The organism is Kitasatospora sp. NPDC040550 (assembly GCF_055594965.1).
Genome location: NZ_JBVIWC010000023.1, coordinates 63,985 through 86,953, shown reverse-complemented (window position 1 = coordinate 86,953; position 22,969 = coordinate 63,985). Strand labels below are relative to the sequence as shown.

Sequence of the window (22,969 nt, the reverse complement as noted above, 5' to 3'; positions counted from 1 at the left end):
CGCTTAGGAGAGCGAAGATGACTGACACCAACGAGCACGCCGTCTGGGCCTACAGCAACACCGGCACCCTGGCCCACGCCTTCCTGCGCCGCACCTCCAACGGCCGCCTCCAGGCCGCATGCCGCAGCTCCATCACCCGCAACGCGGACGCCACCGTCTACCAGGCCGAGGACATCTCCGGGCGTCTCTGCAAGAGCTGCGAGACTCAGTGGAACGCCCACCTCGACCGCGTCGAGTGTTCCATGCAGCCGCTCCAGCCCTGCGAGTCCTTCGAGGTCTACGGCGCCGCACCGGTCGAGGCGGCCGGGGGCGCCGTCATCGTCACCTCGGGCAGCGAGGGTGCGGACATGGCTGAGGCGACCGCCCTCTACCACGACGACTACGACGCTGAGCAGTCCGCCGCCTACGCCGCCGAGTCCGCCGAGTTCATCGCCAAGGTCCAGGCCGAGATCGCCGCCGAGAAGCCCGAGGCGGCCGCCACGGCCAGGCCGGTCGTCCAGTCCGAGACGACGACCACCACTCAGACCACCTACCGGCCCCAGTTCAGCGTGGACGGGGGGCACTACTGGTCCAACATGATGATGCTGGGTGAGGCCACCGCTTCCGACGCCCGACGCGAGTGCGAGTACCAGGTCAAGCACGGGCCCAAGGGGCGCATCTACCGGGTCCTCGCCGAAACGGTGATCACCACGGTTGAGATGGTGCCCGCAGCGCCCGAGACGGCCGACGACGGCCCCCGCTACGTGGTCCGACCGAACGGCGCCCGCTTCACCGTGTACGACATGGCCACCGGCCGGGAGGGGATCAGCAGCTACAGCCGATACGCCGCGCAGGACAACGCCGACAGGCGAAACCGCGAAGAGGTCTGACGCACTGATCCGGCCGGCCCTGCGAGTAGAGGACGCGGGTCCGGCCCCTTCACAGAGAAGAGGCAGAGAGATGAAGTACGCCCCGCAGTCCGTCACCGCCTCCACCATCGCCACGGAGGCCGGCGTCCCGGAGACCGACGTACTGGCCTTGGTCGACCAACTGGCCGCGCAGGACGGCACGGAGACCGTCGTTGCCTCCGACACTGGCGGCCGGCTCGCGCTGACGCTCTCCGCGGCTGCCACCATCCGGGCGCAGCTGGGCGTCCCGGAGCGCACCGTGTTCGCCGTCCCCTTCCCGCGCACGGACGGGATGCTGTGGGGCGTCCACTGTCGGCAGTGCGGGTGGTCGGAGCCGACGGTGTGGCACCGCGGGACCGTCAAGGCCTACGCCGAGACAGTGACTTGCCACCACCCGCGTTGCACCGCCACCTTCGCCCCGCCGAGCGCGGAGGCCATGCTCTGTGTCCTGGCCCCGCACCCGCACGACCCGAACCACGAGACCGCCCCCGTCGGCGACCCCGGCCGGCCGTGGGCATGGCGGGACGGTGCCCCCGGGGCGACCCTCCCCGTCCACCGCTTCTCGGAGGCGCGGGACTTGAAGGAGGGGGACCGGATCGAGCACCACGGGCGGCACTGGACGGTGGCCTCCGTGTGGTGGATCGGGGACGGCGCGACCATCTTCGCGACGAACGGCGGAGAGATCTACACGGATCCGCGCCACCTGTTCGAGGTGCGGAGGAACGGCTGACACACCCAAGTCACCGGCCGGCCCTGCGAGTAGAGGACGCGGGGCCGGCCACCCAATGCAGAGAAGAGGAGAGATGACCCGCACTCCCTGGCACGTCCGCGCCGCCCGTCGGGCCGGCCAACCCGCCGTGCTTTACGCCGCCCTGGCACTGTCCGCCCCCGGTGAGTTCTCGCTCGGCGTGACGGCCGGCTGGGACTGGCGGGTGGCGTGGCTGATGCCGGCCGTCCTGTCGCTCTGGGCCGCATGGTCGGCGCGCAACGCCCGCGACTGGGCGGACCTCGTCCGCACCTACGACGAGGCCGGCGACATCGACCGCGCGAGGGATGCAACTCGTCAGCGCGGTAGCGCAGTTCGGGGCGCAATCCTCGCGCTCGTCGTCGCAACAGCCGCGCAGATCACGGAGCACGTGCTGACGACCGGTGCAACAGGCGCACGAGCATGGGTCGTGATCGTCGTCTCCGCCGTCCCGCCCCTCGTGGCCGCGCACGTCCTCCACCTCGACCCGCCGGGGGAGGAGGCAGCGCCGGCACTGCCCGAGTCGACCGCGGAGCCGGTGCCCGTCTTCAAGGCGGAGATCAACAAGCGGTGGTCGACGGCGCGGGTCGCAGGAGCCGAGAAGCCGTTGAAGGCGACGCCGGACGAGTGGCTGCCGATCGCTGAGGCGGCGAAGCTGCTGAAGGTCCACGTCACCACGCTCTACCGTCGTCGGGACCGTCCGGGGTCCCGGATCCGCACCCGCGAGGAAGGCGGTCGGCAGCTCGTCCTGTGGGCCGACCTGGACCCCGCATTGAACACCCTGTGACCTGCGCCCCCGTCCGGTGATCCGGGCGGGGGCTTTTGTGTTTCAGGGCGTTGTGGTGTCCATGCGCTTCTGCGGTACATCGCAGAATGAGCCTAGGGCGACGAAGTCCTTGTCAACGTGCAGGAGCGTGAGGCCCAAGAGGCGGGCGTTCGCTGCCAACAGCAGATCCACGGGACCCGCTGATCTGTGTGCGCCCGACCTGGTCAGTTTAACTTGAAGTAGTTCCGCCTCGCCATAGGCATCCTTGTGCATTTCGACGGGCGGAAAAATCGCTTCGAGGTTCCAGAAGAATCTGTCGCGCTCGCTGGCCTTCTGAACCGAGTGACCCATCTCCAGCCGGGTGACTTGGCACATCCCAACGAGTCCCGAGTCGATCAGCCCGATCCAGGCTGGGTACTTCCACTTGTCCTGTAGGTACCGGGCCGCAGCTGATGTATCCACGAGGTATTCGATCATCAGCGGGACTTAGCCTCGCTTTCACGCCGCTTGTGCAGGGCACTAATCAAGTCGGCTTCATCGAGGCCTAGGTCATGAATCACAGTGAGGAGATCCGCAAGTAGCTCGACCGCCTTAACTTCGCGCTGCGTGGTCCGCAGCACCCTCTTTGGCTGAGCTACTCGCCATTCGCCGCTTCCTGGAGCCCGCAACTCCTCCAAATTGATGATTGGGCCTTCGCGGCTTCCGACGGCAGGCCACGCGTCGTATCCCGGCGGCCTGGCCGTCGGCTGCACACCGCGACGTACGTTGCGGACGTTTATCTGGGCACCACGACGCACCTGACGAATGTGCTCGGCAAGGTCGACGGAGCCTTCGTCCTCGTCCGGATCGTCGTCAATGAGCGAGCTGAGATCAACGTCCTTGCTCTCGACCATATTTGAGATGTCGTCATACGCCGTCTGCGCTTTGGATCGCTTTACGGCGTCAGCTACAGCCGCCGTGATTGTCTCAGTTACGGAGCCAGTACCAAACACCTCGCCAGCCGCTTCCAAGTCAGCATCGGCAATCTCGACTGTGAGGGTCCCGTCTTCGGTCTCGACCTTGATCACTGCCACGTCATCACCCCCTTCGTCTCCACTGGAACACTCCCAGTTACCAGTATCGACCAAGAGGCGCTGGTAGGGGGTCGGAAGCGCCCGATTGAAGATGCAGCAGTCCCGCTCTTGCCGCACGGTTAGGCCACGGCAGGGATCATCGTTCTTTACGAGCTAGACCGGCCCCAGGCGGAGAGTGCGGAGGGTGAAGAGCGGGCCGTGCTTCTGGTGCACGCCGCCGGCCAGGACCCTGACGTCCCCGAGGACCCGCTTCCGCGGACGCTCTGTGGGGAGGACACGGGCCCTATGGAGCACTCACACTACCGACCTGCGCGACCCGGCGACCCCTGGTACCCGATCTACCACCGGGGCCGGCGCTGTCAGGCCTGCGAGGACGTCCTGAGGCGGCTGTGAGTCGGCCGAGCCACGGCGGATGAGCAGGCGAACTCACTTGTGCCGTACGAGACAACTCGATAGTCTCGCGGAAACTGAAACCCCGGCGGTGCGCTAACACCCCGGGGCATGGCACGAGGAGTTGGAGCTCCGAATGCGCATCCATCGTATCGCGCGGCACGCGCGCGGCTACACCGTCCTGGACAACGGACACGTCATCCGAAAGCACTCGCTGAGCTGGACGGCTCGCGGCCTGCTCGCGTACCTCCTCAGCCTCCCAGACGCCTCCCGGGAGGATGTCCGGACGCTTGCGGCGAAGTCCCGTGAGGGGCGCACGACCGTCGCCCGCGCGCTGAACGAACTGGAGGCGGCCGGCCACTACGTCCGCCGCACCGAGCGCGACCCGCTGACGGGCCAGGTGCGGACCCTGGTCGACGTCCACGAGGTCCCGTTGTTCGACAAGGCGGCGCACAGCCGGCCGCCGCTTCCCGCATCCCCGGCCGCCGGTCGCCCCGGAGCTGGAAAGCCGGGCGGCGGGAAGGCGGGAATGCCCTCCCGGGTAACCACATTGGAGCGGAAGGAAGTTGAAGTACCTTCCATCCCTCCGTCGGTCGACTGGACCGACGAGCTGGACCTCATGGAGCCGCCAACCGCGGACGAGGTGGCGGAGGCTCACGCGGCGTTCTCCGCGCTTCTGGGAGGGACGGACGGGGAATCGCCCGCCGAACCCGAGAGCGAGTCGCAGACGGCCGCCCAGGGCCCCGCCGAGCCTCGTCCCGTGCTGCCTCGCCCCCGCATGTCGGAGGGTATGGCGGTGCTGCTGGAGTTGGGACGTCGTGAGCCCCGCATGGTGCTCGCCGGCAAACCGCTGGCAGACCAGTCGGCCATGGTGGAGGGTTTGCTCGCCGGCGGGTGGGCGGCGGAGGAGCTGCTGAGGATCCTCTCCGCGCCGCTCCCCGAGAAGATCACCAAGTCTGTCGGCGCGATCCTGTCCGGGCGGCTGTCGAAGGTCCCGCTCGTGCCGGCAGTGAAGACGCCGGCAGCCCCCGCGCCCACGTCGTACCCGTCGCAGCACGAGTGCCCGGGGCGGGACGGGATGTGTGGAAAGCCCGTGCCGGCCGGAACGTTGTGCACGACTTGTCGTGACTGAGCGGGGCGGTCGGCCCTACGCTGGCCGCATGGCTCTTGACCCCGCCCGGCCTGTGGGCCGTCGGATTCAGCACTACCGGGAGCGTGCCGGGAAGTCCCGGGCTGTCCTGGCAGGCTTGCTCGGCCGCTCTCCCTCGTGGCTGAAGCAGGTGGAGAACGGCACGCTGCTGCCGCCCCGGCTCCCGATGCTGATGCGGATCGCACAGCACCTTGGGATTGATGACCTGTCGCTCCTGACGGGAGACGTGAGCATGCCCCGCGCGCTCTACTCCGGCATAGAGCACGCATCGTTGGCGTCCGTACGTCAGGCCGTGGACAGTGCTCCGCTCGGGGCAGCCGGCGGTCCGGCTCCGCGGCTGGACCACATCGCGGTTCAGTTGGCCAATGCCTGGCAGACGAGGATGACACGGGGCGACCACCGGACCGCGCTTGCGGCGGTGCTTCCGCCACTCGTATCGGCCGCGTCCGTCGCTGCGTCGCATCCGGAGTGCTCGGACCGCCGACGGGCAGAGGTCATGTACGCGAGTGCGTTGAACCTCACGCAGATGTACGCCGCTTTCCAGGGCGACGGTAACTTGGTCTGGAGGGTGGCGGAGCGGGCACTCGCGACGGCTCGCGCGTCCGGGGACCCCGGCGCGATCAGCCAGGCGTGTTGGTTCCTTGTGGAGGCGTTCCGGAAGAGCGGGCAGTGGGAGAGCGCGCAGACGCTGACGGAGGACGCGCTCCGTCTTCTGGACCCGGTTCGGACCGAGAGCCCCGAACTAGCCTGCGCGTGGGCGGACATGGCCTACCACGCTGCCATCACGCATGCCGTGGCTGGTGAAGCGGGGGACGCCTGGAGGTGGGTCGACCGTGCCTCCGCCGTCTCAGACACCCTCCCGTCCGGACACTGGCGTCCGTCAACATCCGGGTCACGTCAGGCGGTTGCACTGCACTCGGTGACGGTTGCGGTGGAGCTGAGGCAGGTGGGCACCGCGCTGCGTTGGGCACGTCGTCTGCCCGAGGCTGACGTGATCGCTGTCCCCCGCCGTGGGCGGCACCTGATCGAGGTAGCCCGCGCGCACTCCATGAAGGGGGAGCACGGTAAGGCTGCGGAGCTGCTGACCACGGCAGTAGAGGTAGCGCCCGAGACTGCCAGGTGGAACGAAGAGGCGCGAGACATGATCCGGGGTCTCATGACCGGTTCACCGGCCCACCAACCCGCTGGCCGTCGCCTTGCGGACGCCGTCGGAATGGCGGCCTGAAAGCAGGGGGCAGAAACTCTGCCCCTTCCCTCCGTGCAGGGCCCGTAACGTCGTGTGACGAAACGGGCCCTGACTGTTAGGGAGCGACGATGGCCGTATCACGCACGTCCGCGACGAGCACCACGCCGGATTCTCCGGAGGCATCCAACACCTCCTCATCGCCCGGCCCGCGCGAATCGAAGCGGCCCCCGAGCAAGCCCGCCAGTGCGGCTCTGATCGCGGCCTGTCGCAAGGACTACCTGATGGGCAAGCGGGAGGAGGAACGCCGTCCTCCCAGCCTGTACAGATACGCGCCGCTGGACTGGGAACGTGCTTCCGGAGTTCGCCGTGACGCCCGCTGATTTCGCCGTCTCGGGAGGCTCGGAGGGGCCCCTGACCGGTTACGCGGCCACCCTCCAGGATCTGGCTCGTCGGCTGCCGGCCGAGCCGTTCCGCGGCCCTAGCGGCTGCCCCACCTGCCAGTGGCTGGACGACCTGGCCCGAACGGCGTTCGCCGACCCGGAGGGGTGCGACCGCTCCTCCCTGACGGATGTGCGGGTGTTGCGTCGCCGGCACGACGAGTCGGGGGAGTGCTTGGTGGTGCTGGATGGTGCGTGACTTGGCAAGTCGTCCGCGCGGGCTGCTCGCGTTCCTCGGCGGCCCTGTGCCCTACGGCCCGCACCTAGCGGACGAGCGTCCAAGCCCCGCTCAAGGGCCGTCCTCCCGGCGTCGGCTCTGGTTCTACCGGTTCGGCCACCGTGATCACGATCCAGATGCTCTGGGGGCTGCACCTCCAGTTCCTCTGGCCAGTGACGATGGTCAGCACCAGGCGACGGAAGATCATCCGTGAGGAGCGGGCCCAGGTGGCCCCCCGGCACCTGGAGTGCCGCGTGGAGCTGGACCAGCGCCGGCTGGGACTCCCGCACGATCCCGACGGCAGTATCGGCCCGTAGGGGTTGAGCAGATCATGGAGCGGAGCGCCCCCGATGGCGACAGGCAAGACCGTCCAGACGACGCCCACTGCGCCGCCTGAACGTCCTCATCTCCACGGTGCGTTGAGCCGCGACCTGGCCAGGATCCGCGGCTACCCGCCGAGCGCGAGCTTCGGCCCGTGGGAACACCCGGCGCGGGCGACAGGATGGCTATGGGAACAGTGGCGGCTGGCGGGACGGCCCTCATTGCCAGGATTCCGCATGCACCCATACCAGCGCCAGTGCGCGTCATTGGCCTCGCTGGGGATCGGTCTCGGCACGCGATGGGCCGCGCTGCGCGACCAGGAGTGGCTAAGTGCCTGGGTGAGCTGGTGTAGCGAACCCGACTGCCGGCTGGGTGAAGACCGGGCCGATGACACTGACGGAGAGGGCCGGTGAAGAAGTCCGCACTCCCATGCGCCCCTACGTCGGCGCCCGACCTGATCACCGTTGCTAACAGCGGACGCTGTGACTGCCCTAAGCCCGACACATGCGTTCTCCGGCTCGAACTGCCGCCAGTGCAGGGCCAGTTCCGCGACGGCTACGGACGAATGTGGACAGTCCTTGGTCGGGATCAGGCCGCTGACCCGATCACTGGCACCGTTCGATCCACGCGGGTCATTCTCCGACGGTTCGAGAAGATCGGCGGTCACACGGAAACGATCTTCAAGACGGTTCGCTGTGCCGGCCCCGTGCACTTCGAGAACGAGTACGAGAAGCGTCGGGCGGGCAGACCGCCCCGCGATCCGTTCGAGCCAGCCAACGGCTGATGCGAGCTTCCGTCCCGGGCCAGCGGCTGGCCTGGAACGGATTTGACCCTGCGGCACCGACGGGTGCGGCAGGCTCAGCAGTACCCCTACAAGCGCACCGAGAGAGGACGCTGATCATGGGAGACCAGAACAAGGGCGGCCCGAACGACGGCAAGGGCGGCGGGCACGCCAAGCCGGGCGGGGGCTCCATCGGGCCGAAGCCGTCCAAGGACGGTTCGCGGCCGGACCCGGCTCCGAAGCACAAGAAGGGGTCGTGACCCCCGGGCCCGAAGAGCTGAGGGCGGCCCTGGTTGGGTCGCTCATCAGCTCCGGCGCGCTGCGGGCGGACTGGGTGTCGTCCGTGGCGACCGTGCCGCGCCACCACTTCCTTCCCGAAACCATCTGGGCGGACAAGGACGGCGGCGACACCGAGTGCAACCGCGCTACGGACCCCGAACGCTGGATGCGGTTGGCGTACAGCGACGTCCCCATCGTCACGCAGTGGGACGACGGGGCGGAGGGGGGCGCGCGCGTGCCGACGTCGTCGGCATCCATGCCCACCATGGTGACGGAGATGCTGTCCGACCTGGACGCAAAGCCCGGTCACCGGGTGCTCGAAATCGGGACCGGCACCGGCTACAACGCCGCACTCCTGGCCCACCGCCTGGGCGCCGAGAACGTGTCAACGGTCGAGGTGGACGCCCAGGTCACGGCGCGGGCCCGTACGGCGCTCGGCTCCGCCGGCTACCCCGTCGAGGTGGTGTGCGGGGATGGCTCGCTTGGATGGGGCGTGCGTGCCCCCTACGAGCGGATCATCTCCACCGTGGCGCTCCGGGACATCCCGACTGCCTGGCTCGCACAGACTAAGCCGGGTGGTGTGATCGTCAGCCCTGTTTCGCCCCTGTTCGGCGGTGGGGCGATCGTCCGTCTCACGGTCGACGGGGACGGTACGGCGAGCGGTCGGTTCATCCGAAGCGCAGCCTTCATGATGCTGCGCCAGCAGCGCTATGACGGCGCCCCGGTGGATGACTACCTGCCCGACGAGTGGCCGGGCGACGCCGAACAGTCCTGGACCAAGCTCGACCCCGAAGCCATCGGGGACGACTGGTTGGCGCAGTTCGCCTGTGCTCTCGCCTTGCCGGACATCTACTACCGGCGCAACCAGTTCGGCGGTGGTTGGACGTGGTGGCTGTTTGACACAGCTGTGACGTCCTGGGCGACAGTGGATTCCGTCCCCGGGGAATCTCAGTACGAGGTCCGGCAGTCCGGGCCCCGGCGGCTCTGGGACGAGGTGGAGGCTGCCCACGGCCAGTGGACGGCCTCCGGTCGCCCCGGCTACGAACGGCACGGGCTCACGGTGACCCCCGCCCGCCAGACTGCGTGGCTGGATGAGCCGACCAATCCCCTGGGGCGGCCGATGTCGGCGACCTAAGGAGTGCAGAGGCCCGTCCGGGATGACCCGGGCGGGCCCGACGCCCTGATACTCCCGCCTCCCGCGTCGCCATGGAGACGCGAGGGCGCGGGCAGAGCAGAGCCCCCGGTGACGCTTGGCGGTGTCATTCCAGGGGCTTTGTGCTTTGCTACAAAGTGACGCGCGTAGAGATGGACTAGACCTCGTAGGGACATTCAGGAGAAGTAACCGGACTGGCGTTTTCACCTGCGGTTAAGCGAGGATTGGTCCACGGGTCAAGGGAGCCATGTGCGTCCGCCCGTTCCCGGCCCAACCCGCACCCAAGGTGTATCTACAACAGGCCGGAGATATCTCAATGCGCTTCCAGAACTCGCAGACCGGTGCCTACGAAGACTGTCCTTCGGTATCGTACGACCTGACGTACGACGACGTCTTCATGGTCCCCAGCCGTTCCTCCGTGGGCTCCCGGCAGGCCGTCGACCTCTCCTCGAACGACGGCACCGGCACCACCATCCCGCTGGTCGTCGCCAACATGACCGCCATCGCCGGCCGCCGGATGGCCGAGACCGTCGCCCGCCGCGGCGGCCTGGTCGCCATCCCCCAGGACATCCCCACCGAGGTCATCGCCGAGGTCATCTCCTGGGTCAAGCAGCGCCACCTGGTGGTCGACACCGCGATCACCCTCGCCCCCGGCGCCACCGTCGCCGAGGCCCTCTCGCTGCTGCCCAAGCGCGCCCACGGCGCCCTCGTGGTGGTCGAGGACGGCAAGCCCGTCGGAGTGGTCACCGACTCCGACTGCCAGGGCGTCGACCGCTTCACCAGCCTCGCCGACGTGATGTCCCGCGACCTGCTGCTGCTCGACGAGGGCCTCGACCCGCGCACCGCCTTCGACAAGCTCACCGAGGCGCACCGCAAGCTCGCCCCCGTCGTCGACGGCGAGGGCAGGCTGGTCGGCCTGCTGACCCGCAGGAACGCGCTGCGCGCCACCCTGTACACCCCGGCCGTGGACGCGAACGGCAAGCTGCGGATCGCCGCCACCGTCGGCATCAACGGCGACGTCGCGGGCAAGGCCAAGGCGCTCATCGACGCCGGCGCCGACGTGCTCGTCGTCGACACCGCGCACGGCCACCAGGAGAGCATGATCAGCGCGCTGCGCGCCGTGCGCGGCCTGGACCCGCAGATCCCGATCGTGGCCGGCAACGTGGTCTCCGCCGCCGGTGTCCGCGACCTGGTCGAGGCGGGCGCGGACATCCTCAAGGTCGGTGTCGGCCCCGGCGCGATGTGCACCACCCGGATGATGACCGGCGTCGGCCGGCCGCAGTTCTCCGCCGTCCTGGAGTGCGCCGCCGAGGCCCGCCGGCTCGGCAAGCACGTCTGGGCCGACGGTGGCGTGCGCCACCCGCGCGACGTCGCCATGGCGCTGGCCGCCGGCGCCTCCAACGTGATGATCGGCTCCTGGTTCGCCGGGACCTACGAGTCCCCGGGCGACCTCCAGACCGCCGCCGACGGGCGCCAGTACAAGGAGAGCTTCGGCATGGCCTCGGCCCGCGCCGTCAGCAACCGCACCGCCCAGGACTCCTCCTACGACCGGGCCCGCAAGGCGCTGTTCGAGGAGGGCATCTCGCACTCCCGGATGTTCCTCGACCCGGCCCGCCCGGGCGTCGAGGACCTGATCGACTCGATCGTGGCCGGCGTGCGCAGCTCCTGCACCTACGCGGGCGCCAACACCCTGGAGGAGTTCCACGAGAAGGCGATCGTGGGCATCCAGAGCGCGGCCGGCTACGCCGAGGGCAAGCCGCTGCACTCCAGCTGGGCCTGATCGGACTGGTGGGCCTGGTGGGCCTGGTGGGCCTGATCGGCCTGGTGGGCCTGATCGGCCTGGTGGGCCTGATCGGTCTGATCGGCCTGGTGGGCCGGCCGGGGCGCCTTGGCCGCCCGGGCTGATCCGGTTGCCCGAGCCGGCCCGGCCGCCCCGCGTGATCAGCCTGCGGGGTCCGTCGGGCTGCCCGGCCCGTCGGGCCGGCCGAGCCGGTTGAGCCCGCCCGCGTCCGTACCGTCGGCCGTCCGGTTCCTCGCTTCGGGGAGCCGGGCGGCCGCGGCCGTTCCGGGGCCCGCCCCGCCCTCGTCCTGCCGGTCGGGGTGCGCGGTACGGCCGTCGCGGTCGCAGCGGTCGCAGCGGTCGTCGTAGGGCACCAGCGGGAGCAGCAGCGCGTGGCCGAGCAGCCCGACGGAGCCGTCCAGCATCGTGGCGAAGGCCCGGGCGGCGGTCGGGAGCCCGCGCAGCTCCCAGAGCGCTTGGACGGCGGACCAGGCCCCCTCCCGGGCTGCCTCGACCGACCATGCGCCGAGCAGGTGGGTGAGCGGCTCGGCGCACCCGGGCAGCTCGGGCCCGGGCAGCAGCTGCTCCCGGACCACCGACTCCACCTCGGCCAGCACCCCGTTGATCCGGTGGTAGTCCTGCTCGACGCCGGCCGGCGCGCAGCCCCGGCGACGGCACAGCTCCACCACCGCGAGCGGCAGGTCGTGCTGGATGTGGGCGTTCATCCCGGCCAGCGCGAACTGCAGCGGGTGCACGCCCGGGTGGGCGCGCAGCGCGAACAGCGGCCGCCAGCAGGCGGGCGGCTCCTGCCCGGCCGCGTCGGCGGCCACGGCGAGCAGGTACCGTCCGGCGAACAGCGCGTCCAGCTCGGCCAGCGCCGGCGGGTCGGCGAAGTACCCGTCCGCCAGTCGGTCGCGGACCGCCTCCGTGACGGTGAGGTAGAGGCGGTTGAACACCGCCACCCCGTCCGCCAGGGGCAGGGCTGCCGCAATCTCCCGCAGCCGTCCGACCACCTCCTCGACCGACGTCGGCGTGCCGGTCGGCACCGTGCCGGTCGCCACGGTGCCGACCGCCACCGAGCCGACCGCCACCGTGCCGGCCGTTGCCGCAGAGGCTGTTGCGGCAGGGCCTGTTGCTGTGCTGGGCATGTGCCACCCTCCGATGCCGATCGTGCACTGATCGCATCATCGTGGCAGCGTGGAGGTGGGCCCGGTGGTCGCGGCGCGCGTCCGCGGAGCCGGTGTCACACGTTCAGGCCGCCCCCGCCGCAATGGGGCGCGGACTTGATTGTTGCTTTGCGTTGACTTTGCCGATGCCCCACCTCCTGTCATGATCCCGAATGTGATCAACCGTCGTACCCTGATCGCCGCGCTCGCCGCGGCCCCGGCCCTCAGCACCCTCGGCGCCGCCGTGGGCAGCACCCCCGCGAGCGCCGCCGACCAGTACCCCTCCAACACCGCGCTGTACGCCGACCCGAGCCTGGTCGAGGGCGTCGACTACGGCCGCCGCTACCGCCGGCACCTGATCGACGACCAGAGCCCGCAGGGCCGTCCGGCGTTCATCCGGACCACCGTCATCGCCCCGCACGGCGGGGGCATCGAGGGCGGCACCTCCGAGCTGTGCCTGGCCGTCGCCGGCTACCACCCCGCCGACCTCGCCCCGACCCCGGCCGCCGGGCCGGTGCACGACTTCTGGATGTTCGAGGGCCTGCGCCCCTCCAACAACAGCGCGCTGCACGTCACCTCGACCCACTGCGACGACACCGTGGTCCGGGCGATGTGCTCCGGCAGCCTCAACGTGGTCTCGCTGCACGGCTGCACCACCGGCCAGGCAGGTCTGGAGGCAGGCGCCCGGGCCGTGCTGGTCGGCGGGCTGAACGCCACCCTCCGCCAGTACCTGATGGAGGAGTTCGGCGTAGCCGGCATCCGCGCCGTCACCGCCTCGGGGGAGGAGGGGATCGCCGGCATCTCCCCGGAGAACATCTGCAACCGCAGCATGCTCGGCGCGGGCGCCCAGCTGGAGCTGACCACCGAGCTGCGGGTCGCGATGTTCGCCCCCGGGAAGAACACCCGGGCCGACCGGGCCGCCAACACGCTGCCTCTGTTCTGGAGCTTCGCGACGGCCGTCCGGACCGCGGTCCAGCGCCTGGAGGCGACCCAGCCGATCCTCTGACCGGGCACGGAGCAGGACCGCACGGGACCGCACCGGACCGCACGGGACCGCACGGGTCCGGACCGCACAGGTCCGGTCTGGTCCGGACCGCCGGCCGGCCGTCAGCCCAGCTCGTAGGCCAGCACGTAGGTGTGGGCGCCGGACGCGTCGACGGACAGCCGGAACTCGCCGGTGATCCCGGCCAGCTCGCCCGCCCCCGTGCCCGGCACCACGCGTATCGTCACACCCGTGGTGTCCCAGGCCGCGTGCTGCAGCACGAACGAGCCCTGGCGTCCGTCCAGTTCGCCCGTCACGTGCTCCACCGCGACGTACGAGGCCGGCCCGCCCGAAGCGTCGCCGACGGACAGCATCCGCACCTCGCCGCGACCGCGCAGCCCTCCGGTGAAGGTCTTGGCGATCCGCACCCGCCCGAAAGCGGCGCCCTCGTGCTGCTCCGTCTCCACCGGCTCGAACGCCGTCACCTCGAACGACCCGCTGACCTCGGCCATGGCACGCTCCCCTCGTCGGTCCTCACGCGCCGTCGACACGCGCCGCCCGGCACGCACTCCGACCCGTACGGTCGACTCCCGGCGACCGTGCGTGAAGCGTTGCACACGCCACTGACAATCGCGTCCGCAGCCGCCTCCCGCACATCCGGCGCCCCGCCTCAGTGGTCCCAGCGCAGCGCCAGCAGCGCCGCGTCGTCCGCCAGCCCGGCGTCCCCGACCCAGCCCCGGACGTCCGCCAGCACGGCGTCCAGCAGGTCGGCGGGGCTGCTGCCGTGCAGTCCGGGCAGCCGATCCGCCAGCGGGTAGAACCGGCCCCCGGGATCCCGGGCCTCGGACACCCCGTCGGTGTGCAGCAGCAACAGGTCGCCCGGGCCCGGTTCGAAGCGGCTGGTCGCATAGTCCTCCCCGGTCAGCTCGCGCAGGCCCAGCGGCGGCGCGGGGACGGCCGGCGCCAGCTCCTCGACCCGGCCCGCCCGGCGCAGCAGCGGCGGCGGATGGCCGCAGTTCACCACCCGCACCGGCTCCCGGCCGGCCGGCACGTCCAGCAGCAGCGCGGTGGCGAACCGCCCGTCCCCCGGCCGCGCGGTGAGTGCCGCGTCCAGCCGCTCGGCGAGCCGCCCGGGGTCGGGCTCGGTACGGGCCGCCTCCCGGAACACCCCCAGCACGTCCGCGGCCGTCTCCACCGCCGGGAGCCCGTGGCCCTGCACGTCGCCCAGCAGGATCCGCACCCCGAAGCGGGTCTCCACCACGGCGTACAGGTCCCCGCCGATCCGGGCCTCGGCGGTCGCCGCGACGTACCGCACGGCCAGCCGCAGCGGCCCGATCCGTTCGGCGGGCGGCCTCAGCAGGGCCCGCTGGGCCGCCTCGGCCACCGTCCGGACCTGGTACAGCTGCCGCTCCCGGGCCGCCACCAGCACCACGCTGGCGGCACTGGCCAGGGTCGCCGCCAGTACCGTGACCGGCACGCTGATCCGCACCGAGAGCGGCAGCTGGGTGTTGTCGGACTCCAGCACGCCGACCGCCAACAGGGCCGCCGCGCCGACCAGCAGCGGCACCCGGGCCTTGCGGGTGGTGGCCCCGGCGAGCACCGGGGCCACCGCGAGTAACGGGGACAGGGTCGCTCCGGGGCCGAGGGCCAGGGCGGCCACCACGGCGGCGACCAGCAGGACGAGGGCGCCGTACAGCAGCAGCCGGGTCCGCCGTGGCAGGTGCAGCGGCGGAAGCCCGTCCGGGCCGTCGGCGCTCACGCGTTCTCCTCCAGTGGTCGGGAAGCTCCAGGGCCCGAGGGCCTTCGAACCACTTTCCCCGCCCCGCCCCGGGTCAGCACCTCGGCGCGGGGGCGCACCGGCGGCGTGCCGGTGCTCGGACCCTCCCGGCACCTCACCCCCGGGGCGGCCGGGGAGCGCACTAGGCTGGGCCGGGAGATGAGACGCAAGAACCGCCGCCCGGCCTCCCCCCTCCCGCAGCGCCTCGGCGTGGACCCGGTGCACCTGCGGCTGCCGCTGGAGGGCGACTGGCCGACCGTCCGGGAGCACCTGGTCGAGCGGCTGCCCGCGGTGGCGGCGGCGCGGATCGACGCCGCGCTGCACGCGGGCGAGATCGTCGGCGAGCAGGGCCCGGTCACCCCCGACGAACCGTTTCGCCCCGGCGCACACCTGTGGTTCTACCGGGACCTCCCGGCGGAGGTGCCCGTCCCCTTCGATCTGGTGGTGCTGCACCGCGACGAGCACCTGGTGGTGGTCGACAAGCCGCACTTCCTGGCCACCACCCCGCGCGGCCGGCACGTCATCGAGACGGCGCTCTCCCGGTTGCGGCACGCCCTCGACCTGCCCGCGCTCAGCCCCGCCCACCGGATCGACCGGCTCACCGCGGGCCTGGCCATGTTCGTGGTCCGCCCCGAGGACCGCGGCGCCTACCAGACGCTCTTCCGCGACCGGCAGGTGCGCAAGGAGTACCGGGCGATCGCCCCGTACGTCCCGGACCTGGCACTGCCGCGCACGGTGCGCAGCCACATCGTCAAGGAGCGCGGGGTGATCGCCGCCCGGGAGCTCGACGCGCCGCCGAACAGCGAGAGCCGGATCGAACTGCTGGAGCGCCGCGACGGCCTCGGCCGCTACCGGCTGCAGCCGCTCAGCGGGCGCACCCACCAGCTGCGGCTGCACATGAGCGGCCTCGGAGCGCCGATCCTCGGTGACCCGGTGTACCCGGTGGTGCTGCCCGAACCGGCCCCGGACGACTTCCGCCGGCCGCTGCAGCTGCTGGCCTCGACGGTCGAGTTCACCGACCCGCTGACCGGCCGGGAGCGCCGCTTCGAGAGCCGCCGCACGCTCGCCGCCTGGGACGACCCGTCCGGCTGGGCGGCCGGGGGCTGACCTCCCGCACCCGGGTGACCTCCCGTCGGGGCGTGTGGGCCGTCCGGGTCCCGGTCCTAGGTCCGGCCGGCGGTCTAGGACGAACGGAGGGCCGGGTCCCGGTTCCGGGGGCCGATCCGCCGCCCGCCCGGTGGCGCGATGGTTGGGCCATGAACGCAGCGCAGCACACCGATTCCGCCCCCGTCGCCCTGGTCACCGGCGCCTCCCGCGGCCTCGGGCTGTCCCTCGCCCACGCCCTCGCCGCCGAGGGCTGGCGGCTGGTGATCACCGCCCGGGGCGCGACCGCACTCGCCGCGGCCGCGGCCGAGCTGTCCGCCCTGACCGAGGTCGTCGCCCTGCCGGGTTCGATCGTCGACGACGACCACCGGGCCCACCTCGCCGCGGCCGCCGAGCGCCTCGGCGGCGCGAGCCTCCTGATCAACAACGCCGGTTCGCTCAACGGCGCCGCCGCGCCCGGCGGCGAACCGCTGCCCCGGTTGGCCGACTTCCCGCTGCCGGACCTGCTGGAGCTCTTCGAGGTCAACGCGCTCGCCCCGATCGCCCTCACCCAGCTCGTCCTGTCGCAACTGCGCGCCCACGCCGGGGCCGTGCTGAACATCAGCTCGGACGCCGCCGTGGAGCCCTACCTCGGCTGGGGCGGCTACGGCGCCAGCAAGGCGGCGCTCGACCAGGCCACCGCCGTACTCGCCCGGGAGGAGCCGGAGCTGCGGGTCTGGGCGGTCGACCCGGGCAGCATGCGCACCGGGATGCTGCAGGAGGCAAGCCCCGGTGAGGACATCTCCGGCGAGCCGCTGCCCGAACAGGTCGCCCCGCTGCTGCTCGACCTGCTGCACCACCGCACGCCGTCCGGCCGCTACCGCGCCGAGGACCTGGCGGCCCACCCCGTCCCTGCCCCTGCCCCCGCCCCCGCCCCTGACCCTGCCCCCGCTCTTGACCTCGGGCGGAGCGGGCGATGACCATCCTGGCCGCCTTGGGCCTCGATGTGACCGTCCCGCCCGAACTCTCCGCCCACGCACCGGCGGAGGCCCGTGGCACGGCCCGGGACGGCGTGCGGATGCTGGTCGGCCGGCGCGACTCCGGCACCGTCGAGCACCACCGCTTCACCGAGCTGCCCGAGGTGCTGCGCCCGGCGGACCTCCTGGTGGTGAACGACTCGGCCACCGTCCCGGCCGCCCTGCCGGGCCGGCTGCCCGACGGCACGCCGGTCGCGCTGCACCTGTCCTCCGCCCAGCCCGACCAACAGGGCTCCTACCTGGTCGAGTTGCGTCGCTCGGTGCCGGGCGCGGCCGCGGCCTACTACCCGCCGGAGGAGTCCCCGGCCCGCCCGGGCCTGTGCGTCGCCCTGCCAGCGGGCGGCGGGGCCGTCCTGGTTCAGCCCTTCACCGCCCGCCTCTGGTACGCCGAACTTTCCCTGCCCGCACCCCTGTTGCCGTACCTGGACCGGTACGGCCGGGCGATCCGGTACGGCTACGTGGACCGCGACTGGCCGATCGAGGCCTACCGGACGATCTTCGCGACCGTTCCCGGCAGTAGTGAAATGCCCAGCGCCGCACGGCCGTTCACGCCGGACACGGTGGTGCGGCTGGCCGGGCGGGGCGTGCTGGTCGCGCCGGTCACCCTGCACACCGGGGTGGCCTCGCCGGAGGCGCACGAGGCCCCGTACGCGGAGCGCTTCCACGTTCCGGCGGCCACCGCCCGGCTGGTCGGCCATGTCCGGGCCGAGGGTGGCCGGGTGATCGCCGTCGGCACCACCGTGGTCCGCGCCCTGGAGTCTGCGGTCGCGCCGGACGGCACGCTCCAGGAGGCGGATGGCTGGACGGAGTTGGTGATCACCCCGGAGCGCGGTGTGCGCGCGGTGGACGGCCTGCTCACCGGCTGGCACGAGCCGCGCGCCTCGCACCTGCTGATGCTGGCCGCCGTCGCGGGCCGCCCCCTGCTGGCGGCCTGCTACCGCGAGGCCGTGCAACAGCGTTACCTGTGGCACGAGTTCGGGGACGTCAACCTGCTGCTGCCGGACTGAGCCCGTGCCGCAGCCGACTGCCGGTCGGCCGGCCCGGCAGGGGTTCAGGCCAGCAGGGTCCGCGCCACGTGGTGGGTGTCCAGGTACTCGCGGACGGCGGTGATCAGCCCGTTCTCGACGGTGAACACGCCCAGGCAGTGGTTCTCGTAGCGGGCGCCGTTGGCGGCCGTCCCGACGGCGGTCCACTCCGCCACCGCCTGCGGGCCGTCGGCGAGGACGCCGGTGAGGGTGAGGCTCGGCAGGCCGTCGGCGGCGAAGAGGGTGCCGACCTGGCCGAGGAAGTCACCGAAGATCTCCTGCTTGCCGCTCCAGGTGCGGGAGAGCGCCAGGTCGCCCGGGTAGGTCCAGGTGGCGTCCTCGGCGAACAGGGCCACGGCGGCGTCGAGTTCGCCTGCGGCGAGCCGGGTGACGTACTCGGTGACGACGGTGCGGGCGTCGTTCTGCGGCATGCTGGGCTCCTGTGGTCGTCGTGGTCCGTTGCAGTGCGTCGGTGCGGTGCGGTGCGGTGCGTCGGTGCGTCGCGTTCTGTCCGGTCGGGGCTGTCCGGTCGGGGCTCTCCGGCCGTGGCACCAGCAAAGCCCCGCGGCCGCCCCGGCGGCCAACAACCCGCGCCCCGGGCCGACAACCCGCGGTTGTTCACGCAGGCGGCGGGAAGTCCAGCGGTAGTTCCAGCTCGAACCAGACCACCTTGCCGTCCCCGGTCCGGCGGCTGCCCCAGCGGGCCGCCAGCTCGTTGACCAGGTGGATGCCGCGGCCGCCCTCGTCCTCGTTGCGGGCACGCCGGATCCGGGGCGTCTCGCTCTCCCGGTCGGCGACCTCGACGGTGAGCACCCGGTTGCAGAACATCCGCAGCTGGACGGGCGATCCGGCGTGCACCAGGGCGTTGGTGATCAGCTCGCTGGTGAGCAGCTCGGCCCCGTCGGTGAGCGAGGCCAGGCCCCAGGCGGTGAGCGTCTCGCGGGTGAAGCGCCGGGAGTGGGCGACCATCGCGTGGTCGCCGGTGAGCGGCAGGACGGCGATCCGGTCGGCGCCGGCCGGGCGGACCTGCGCCATGATGACGGCGATGTCGTCCTCCGGGGTGCGCCCGGTGAGCCGGGTCAGGACGGCGTCGCAGGTCTGCTCCAGCGAGCGGCGCCGGTCGGCGACCGTGCGGCAGAGCAACTCCAGCCCCTCGTCGAGGTCGTGGCCCCGGCGCTCGACCAGCCCGTCGGTGTAGAGGGTCAGGATGGCCTGCTCGGGGAGGGTGAACTCGACGCTCTCGAACGGGACTCCACCCACGCCCAGCGGTGCGCCGGGCGGCAGTTCGACCAGGTGGGCGTTGCCCTCGGTGTCGGCGACGACGGGCGGCAGGTGGCCGGCGCAGGCGGCGGTGCAACTGCGGTCCGCCGGGTCGTAGACCACGCAGACGCAGGTCGCGAACTGTCCCTCGCCGAGTGCCGAGGTGGCCTCGTCCAGCCGGTGCAGGACCCGCACCGGGTTGAGCTCCAGGGTGATCAACGTCCTTGCCACCGTCCGTAGTTGGCCCATGGTGGCGGCGGCCCGGATGCCGTGGCCCATCACGTCGCCGACGATCAGGGCGACCCGGCCGGAGGACAGCGGCACCACGTCGAACCAGTCGCCGCCGACTTCGCTGACCACGCTGCTCGGCAGGTAGCGGTAGGCCAGTTCCAGACCGAGGGTGCGGTGGATCTCCTGCGGCAGCAGGCTGCGCTGCAGGGTCAGTGCGGTGTCCCGCTCCCGGCGGTAGAGCCGGCCGTTGTCGATCGCCAGTGCGGTACGGGCGGCCAGCTCCTCGGCCAGCGAACGGTCCGCCGGGCCGAACGGCGCCGGATTGTGGGTGCGGACGAACTCCGCGCCGCCCAGCACCAGTCCGCGCGCCACCAACGGCACCATCAGGTACGAGTGCACCCCGGCGGCCAGCCCCGGCTCCACCCGGTCGGGGGAGGCGACGATCCGCCGCAGTTCCTGCTCCGTCACCTCGGACACCAGGATCGACCGCCGGGAGCGCAGGCTCTGCGCGTACACCTCGGCCGACTGCGAGGTCTCGCCGACCTGGTCCGCGGCCGCCGTCATGCTGCCGTCCGGCGCCGACTCGCCGACCGCCACCGCCCGCATCAGCACCGGCCCGTCCCTCGGCACCGGCCCGGGCTCCTCGCCGCCGAGCACCGCGTCGCGCAGGTCCACCGTCACGAAGTCGGCGAAGCGCGGGATCACCACCTCCACCAACTCCCGTGCGGTGCGGTGCAGATCGAGCGTGGTGCCGATCCGGTTGCTGGCCTCGTTCAGCAGGCCCAGTCGCTGCTGGGCGGCCCAGGCCTCGTCCAGCGCCCGCTGCCGGGCGGCGGCCGCGTCCCGTTCCCGGGTGAACAGCAGCGCGTTGTCGATCGACACCGCCGCGCGCACGGCCAACTCCCCGGCCAGCGCCAGGTCCTCGTCGTCGTACGGGCGCTCCACCAGGGTCCGGTAGAAGCCCGCGACGCCGACCGGATTGCCGCGCGCGATCAGCGGGACGACCATGAACGAGCGCACGTTCTGCTCCCGCACCGCGGCCGTGCGCACCGGATCGTCGGCGAACCAGGCCAGGCCCTCCTCGTCCATCCGCGGCACCAGCACCGGCCTGCGGTGCGCCAGGCTCCACGCGTACGGTGAGCCGGGCAGGAACCGGTGCACCCCGCCCAGCCGGGCGATCGGCGCCAGGGTGGAACCGCGCACCGAGTGGAACGCCATTCGCCGCAGCAACGCCGAACCGTCCGCCGGGGCGCGCGGCTCCCGCTCGCCCCGCACCAGTTCCTCCAGCACCTCCACCACCACCGTGTCCGCCAGCCGCGGCGTCGCCACCTCGGCCAACTCGTGGGCGGTGCGGTCGAGATCGAGCGTGGTACCGATCCGGGCGGAGGCCGTGTTCACCAGCGCCAGCCGCTCCTGCGCGGCCTTCGCCTCGCGCAGCGCCTGCTGCCGGGCCAGCACCGTCTGGTGCTGGCGCAGGTACAGCCGGGCGTTGTCGATCGCGACGGCCGCGCGCGAGGCCAGCTCGTCGCCGAGCGTGATGTCCGCCTCCGCGAAGGACTCCCGCTCGCCGCGCCGCGAGTAGACCACCATGCCGAGCGTCGTGCCCCGGGCCACCAGCGGGGTGATCCGCACCGAACGTGGCCGGTCGCCCAGGAACGCCCGGCGGCGGCTCTCGCTGAGCGCGTCGGCCAGCGGCGACAGCTCCCAGGACGGCACCACCACCGTCCGCCCGGTGATCAGCGCCCGGGCGTACGGGGAGTCCGCGGGCAGCTCGTACACCGAGTCCACCGGCAGCGCGTCGGCCGGGTACAGCGGATCCGTGGTGGCCAGCGCCAGCCGGCGCACCAGCTGGGCCTCGTCCGGGGCCGGCGGCTCGACGTTGCGCCCGGCGATCAGCGCCTCCAGCGCGAACACCCCGCTGATGTCGGCGACCCGGGGCACCATCGCGTCCGCCAGCTCCCGGGCGGTCTGCCGCAGGTCCAACGTGGTGCCGATCGAGGCGGTCGCGTCGACCAGCAGCGACAGCCGCTCCTGCGCCTTCGCCGCCCGGGCATCGGCCCGGTAGCGCTCGGTGACGTCGATGATGGTCGCGCTCACCCCCAGCACCCGCCCGCTCCGGTCCGCCAACCGGAAGTACGAGGCCGACCAGGCCCGGTCCCGCTGCGGATCCCCCGGCGTACGGCCCTGGGTGCGGAAGTCCACCACCGGTCGGCCGGTCGCCAGCACCTGCCGCATCACCGCCTCGGCCTCGTCCCCGTTGATCCCGGGCAGCACCTCGGTGAGCCGGCGGCCCAGGTGCTCGGGCACGGCCAGGCCGTTCGCCACCGCCAGGGCCTCGTTCAACCGGACGTAACGCAAACCGGTGTCGAACACCGCCATACCGACCGGGGACTGGGTGAAGAAACCGTCCAGCACGGCCAGGTCCGCCTGGATCCGGCGCAGCGTCGTCACCTCCGACGCCACCGCCAGCACCAGCGGCTCCCCGCCGGGCCCCCGGACCGGATGCGTCCGGAACTCCAGGTTCACCAGGTGCCCGTCCCGGTGCCGCACCGGAAACACCCCGGACCACTCCCGGCCCGCCAGGATCTCCCGGAACAGCTCCAGCACCTCCGGCCGGTGCTCGTCCGAGGTCAGCAGCCGGGCGGCCTTCGCCCCCACCGCCTCGTCCGCACGGTAGCCGAGCAGTGCCTCCGCGTCGCCGCTCCAGTGCAGGATCCGCCCGTCGGCCTCGATCAGCGCCGTGGCGATCGGCACCATCAGCAGGGCGCCGCGCTGCGGCTCCCCCCGGCGTTGCGCGTCATCGTCGACCATGGCCAGAGAACCGCCCGGAGCTCGACCCCACCAGCCCTGCCATCCTCGCACGCGGCCCCCGCGCCCCGCCCCTCGTGGCCGCCGCCGAACCGTGCGGGCGGGAGCCTTGGGCAGCTGGGCGATGCCAAGTCGTGCAGATGCCTGTCGGACGCGGAAGAACCCTGCGACCCTCGGACCGGGCCCGCTGCCCACGCGCGCCCCAACCACCCGAAGGAGCCCCCATGCCCGACTTCGGCGGAGGATTCACCGACCCCGACGAGCCCACCGACGATCACCTCGAAGACACCACCGACGAGGCCCCCACCGACGGGACTCCCACCGAGGAAGCCCCCACCCCGAACGACTGACCCCGCCCACCCACGGGCCCGAGCCCCGCACAGGAAGTCGGCGGGCCCGACTTCCTGCGTCGTCGGCTCGGGTGCCCCGGCGTGG

At 72.1% G+C, this 22,969-nt stretch carries 22 protein-coding genes; 15 read left to right on the top strand and 7 right to left on the bottom strand.

Annotated elements, in window-relative coordinates; translation table 11 throughout:
- Positions 1-17 precede the first annotated feature (17 nt).
- From ACZ58X_RS29385 to ACZ58X_RS29375, 3 genes are all read left to right on the top strand, one after another.
- On the top strand, positions 18-869 hold the full coding sequence (locus ACZ58X_RS29385) for a hypothetical protein (protein ID WP_470336610.1): 852 nt from the start codon (positions 18-20) through the stop codon (positions 867-869).
- Between the two features lie 70 nt (positions 870-939).
- Entirely contained in the window at positions 940-1,617 is a 678-nt protein-coding gene (locus ACZ58X_RS29380) for a hypothetical protein (RefSeq protein ID WP_470336609.1), read from the top strand.
- Between the two features lie 73 nt (positions 1,618-1,690).
- Positions 1,691-2,419 (top strand): hypothetical protein, encoded by a 729-nt coding sequence (locus ACZ58X_RS29375; protein ID WP_470336608.1) that lies wholly within the window; start codon positions 1,691-1,693, stop codon positions 2,417-2,419.
- Between the two features lie 42 nt (positions 2,420-2,461).
- Here ACZ58X_RS29375 and ACZ58X_RS29370 read toward each other — a convergent pair whose 3' ends face one another.
- Together ACZ58X_RS29370 and ACZ58X_RS29365 are read right to left on the bottom strand one after the other, a co-directional pair.
- A complete protein-coding gene (locus ACZ58X_RS29370) occupies positions 2,462-2,875 on the bottom strand; it encodes a PIN domain-containing protein (protein ID WP_470336607.1) in 414 nt (137 codons plus the stop codon).
- Positions 2,875-3,471, bottom strand: a complete 597-nt coding sequence (locus ACZ58X_RS29365; RefSeq protein WP_470336606.1) for a hypothetical protein — start codon at positions 3,469-3,471, stop codon at positions 2,875-2,877. The genes ACZ58X_RS29370 and ACZ58X_RS29365 overlap by 1 nt, the downstream gene beginning before the upstream one ends.
- Positions 3,472-3,997: 526 nt before the next feature.
- On the opposite strand from ACZ58X_RS29365, the gene ACZ58X_RS29360 reads away from it, so the two are divergent.
- The 7 genes from ACZ58X_RS29360 to ACZ58X_RS29330 all read left to right on the top strand — a co-directional run bounded on the left by ACZ58X_RS29360 (position 3,998) and on the right by ACZ58X_RS29330 (position 11,165).
- Entirely contained in the window at positions 3,998-4,993 is a 996-nt protein-coding gene (locus tag ACZ58X_RS29360) for a helix-turn-helix domain-containing protein (protein ID WP_470336605.1), read from the top strand.
- A gap of 28 nt (positions 4,994-5,021) precedes the next feature.
- Positions 5,022-6,236, top strand: a complete 1,215-nt coding sequence (locus ACZ58X_RS29355; protein ID WP_470336604.1) for a helix-turn-helix domain-containing protein — start codon at positions 5,022-5,024, stop codon at positions 6,234-6,236.
- A 327-nt stretch (positions 6,237-6,563) separates the two neighbouring features.
- On the top strand, positions 6,564-6,833 hold the full coding sequence (locus ACZ58X_RS29350) for a hypothetical protein (RefSeq protein ID WP_470336603.1): 270 nt from the start codon (positions 6,564-6,566) through the stop codon (positions 6,831-6,833).
- Positions 6,834-6,973: 140 nt separating this feature from the next.
- Entirely contained in the window at positions 6,974-7,168 is a 195-nt protein-coding gene (locus tag ACZ58X_RS29345) for a hypothetical protein (protein ID WP_470336602.1), read from the top strand.
- A 904-nt stretch (positions 7,169-8,072) separates the two neighbouring features.
- The gene (locus ACZ58X_RS29340; protein WP_470336601.1) at positions 8,073-8,213 is read left to right on the top strand and encodes a hypothetical protein; all 141 of its coding nucleotides are present in this window, start codon (positions 8,073-8,075) and stop codon (positions 8,211-8,213) included.
- Positions 8,210-9,367 carry a methyltransferase domain-containing protein gene (locus ACZ58X_RS29335; protein ID WP_470336600.1) on the top strand — a complete coding sequence of 386 codons (1,158 nt, stop codon included), beginning with the start codon at positions 8,210-8,212 and terminating at the stop codon, positions 9,365-9,367. Before ACZ58X_RS29340 ends, ACZ58X_RS29335 begins: the two co-directional genes overlap by 4 nt.
- Before the next feature lie 334 nt (positions 9,368-9,701).
- Positions 9,702-11,165: a GuaB1 family IMP dehydrogenase-related protein gene (locus tag ACZ58X_RS29330; RefSeq protein WP_470336599.1), complete on the top strand. Its 1,464-nt coding sequence runs from the start codon at positions 9,702-9,704 to the stop codon at positions 11,163-11,165.
- Positions 11,166-11,326: 161 nt separating this feature from the next.
- Here ACZ58X_RS29330 and ACZ58X_RS29325 read toward each other — a convergent pair whose 3' ends face one another.
- The gene (locus ACZ58X_RS29325) at positions 11,327-12,313 is read right to left on the bottom strand and encodes a DUF5995 family protein (RefSeq protein WP_470336598.1); all 987 of its coding nucleotides are present in this window, start codon (positions 12,311-12,313) and stop codon (positions 11,327-11,329) included.
- Between the two features lie 193 nt (positions 12,314-12,506).
- Between ACZ58X_RS29325 and ACZ58X_RS29320 the strand changes: the two genes are divergently transcribed.
- Positions 12,507-13,337: a poly-gamma-glutamate hydrolase family protein gene (locus ACZ58X_RS29320; RefSeq protein ID WP_470336597.1), complete on the top strand. Its 831-nt coding sequence runs from the start codon at positions 12,507-12,509 to the stop codon at positions 13,335-13,337.
- 101 nt (positions 13,338-13,438) lie between these two features.
- Here the strand turns inward: ACZ58X_RS29320 and ACZ58X_RS29315 are convergent, their stop codons facing one another.
- Together ACZ58X_RS29315 and ACZ58X_RS29310 are read right to left on the bottom strand one after the other, a co-directional pair.
- The gene (locus tag ACZ58X_RS29315; protein WP_470336596.1) at positions 13,439-13,825 is read right to left on the bottom strand and encodes a DUF3224 domain-containing protein; all 387 of its coding nucleotides are present in this window, start codon (positions 13,823-13,825) and stop codon (positions 13,439-13,441) included.
- Between the two features lie 158 nt (positions 13,826-13,983).
- Positions 13,984-15,072 (bottom strand): PP2C family protein-serine/threonine phosphatase, encoded by a 1,089-nt coding sequence (locus tag ACZ58X_RS29310; RefSeq protein ID WP_470336595.1) that lies wholly within the window; start codon positions 15,070-15,072, stop codon positions 13,984-13,986.
- 177 nt (positions 15,073-15,249) lie between these two features.
- Here ACZ58X_RS29310 and ACZ58X_RS29305 point away from each other — a divergent pair, with 177 nt between their 5' ends.
- The 3 genes from ACZ58X_RS29305 to ACZ58X_RS29295 all read left to right on the top strand — a co-directional run bounded on the left by ACZ58X_RS29305 (position 15,250) and on the right by ACZ58X_RS29295 (position 18,217).
- Positions 15,250-16,197, top strand: coding sequence for an RluA family pseudouridine synthase (locus tag ACZ58X_RS29305; protein WP_470336594.1), 948 nt, complete (start codon positions 15,250-15,252; stop codon positions 16,195-16,197).
- A 149-nt stretch (positions 16,198-16,346) separates the two neighbouring features.
- Complete coding sequence (locus ACZ58X_RS29300; protein ID WP_470336593.1) at positions 16,347-17,153, top strand: SDR family oxidoreductase; 807 nt, start codon at positions 16,347-16,349, stop codon at positions 17,151-17,153.
- The gene (locus ACZ58X_RS29295) at positions 17,150-18,217 is read left to right on the top strand and encodes an S-adenosylmethionine:tRNA ribosyltransferase-isomerase (protein ID WP_470336592.1); all 1,068 of its coding nucleotides are present in this window, start codon (positions 17,150-17,152) and stop codon (positions 18,215-18,217) included. The genes ACZ58X_RS29300 and ACZ58X_RS29295 overlap by 4 nt, the downstream gene beginning before the upstream one ends.
- 44 nt (positions 18,218-18,261) lie before the next feature.
- Here the strand turns inward: ACZ58X_RS29295 and ACZ58X_RS29290 are convergent, their stop codons facing one another.
- Both ACZ58X_RS29290 and ACZ58X_RS29285 read right to left on the bottom strand, forming a co-directional pair.
- Complete coding sequence (locus ACZ58X_RS29290; RefSeq protein WP_470336591.1) at positions 18,262-18,666, bottom strand: nuclear transport factor 2 family protein; 405 nt, start codon at positions 18,664-18,666, stop codon at positions 18,262-18,264.
- Between the two features lie 187 nt (positions 18,667-18,853).
- Positions 18,854-22,537, bottom strand: a complete 3,684-nt coding sequence (locus ACZ58X_RS29285) for a SpoIIE family protein phosphatase (protein ID WP_470336590.1) — start codon at positions 22,535-22,537, stop codon at positions 18,854-18,856.
- 221 nt (positions 22,538-22,758) lie between these two features.
- Here ACZ58X_RS29285 and ACZ58X_RS29280 point away from each other — a divergent pair, with 221 nt between their 5' ends.
- Positions 22,759-22,884: a hypothetical protein gene (locus ACZ58X_RS29280; protein WP_470336693.1), complete on the top strand. Its 126-nt coding sequence runs from the start codon at positions 22,759-22,761 to the stop codon at positions 22,882-22,884.
- Positions 22,885-22,969 lie beyond the last annotated feature (85 nt).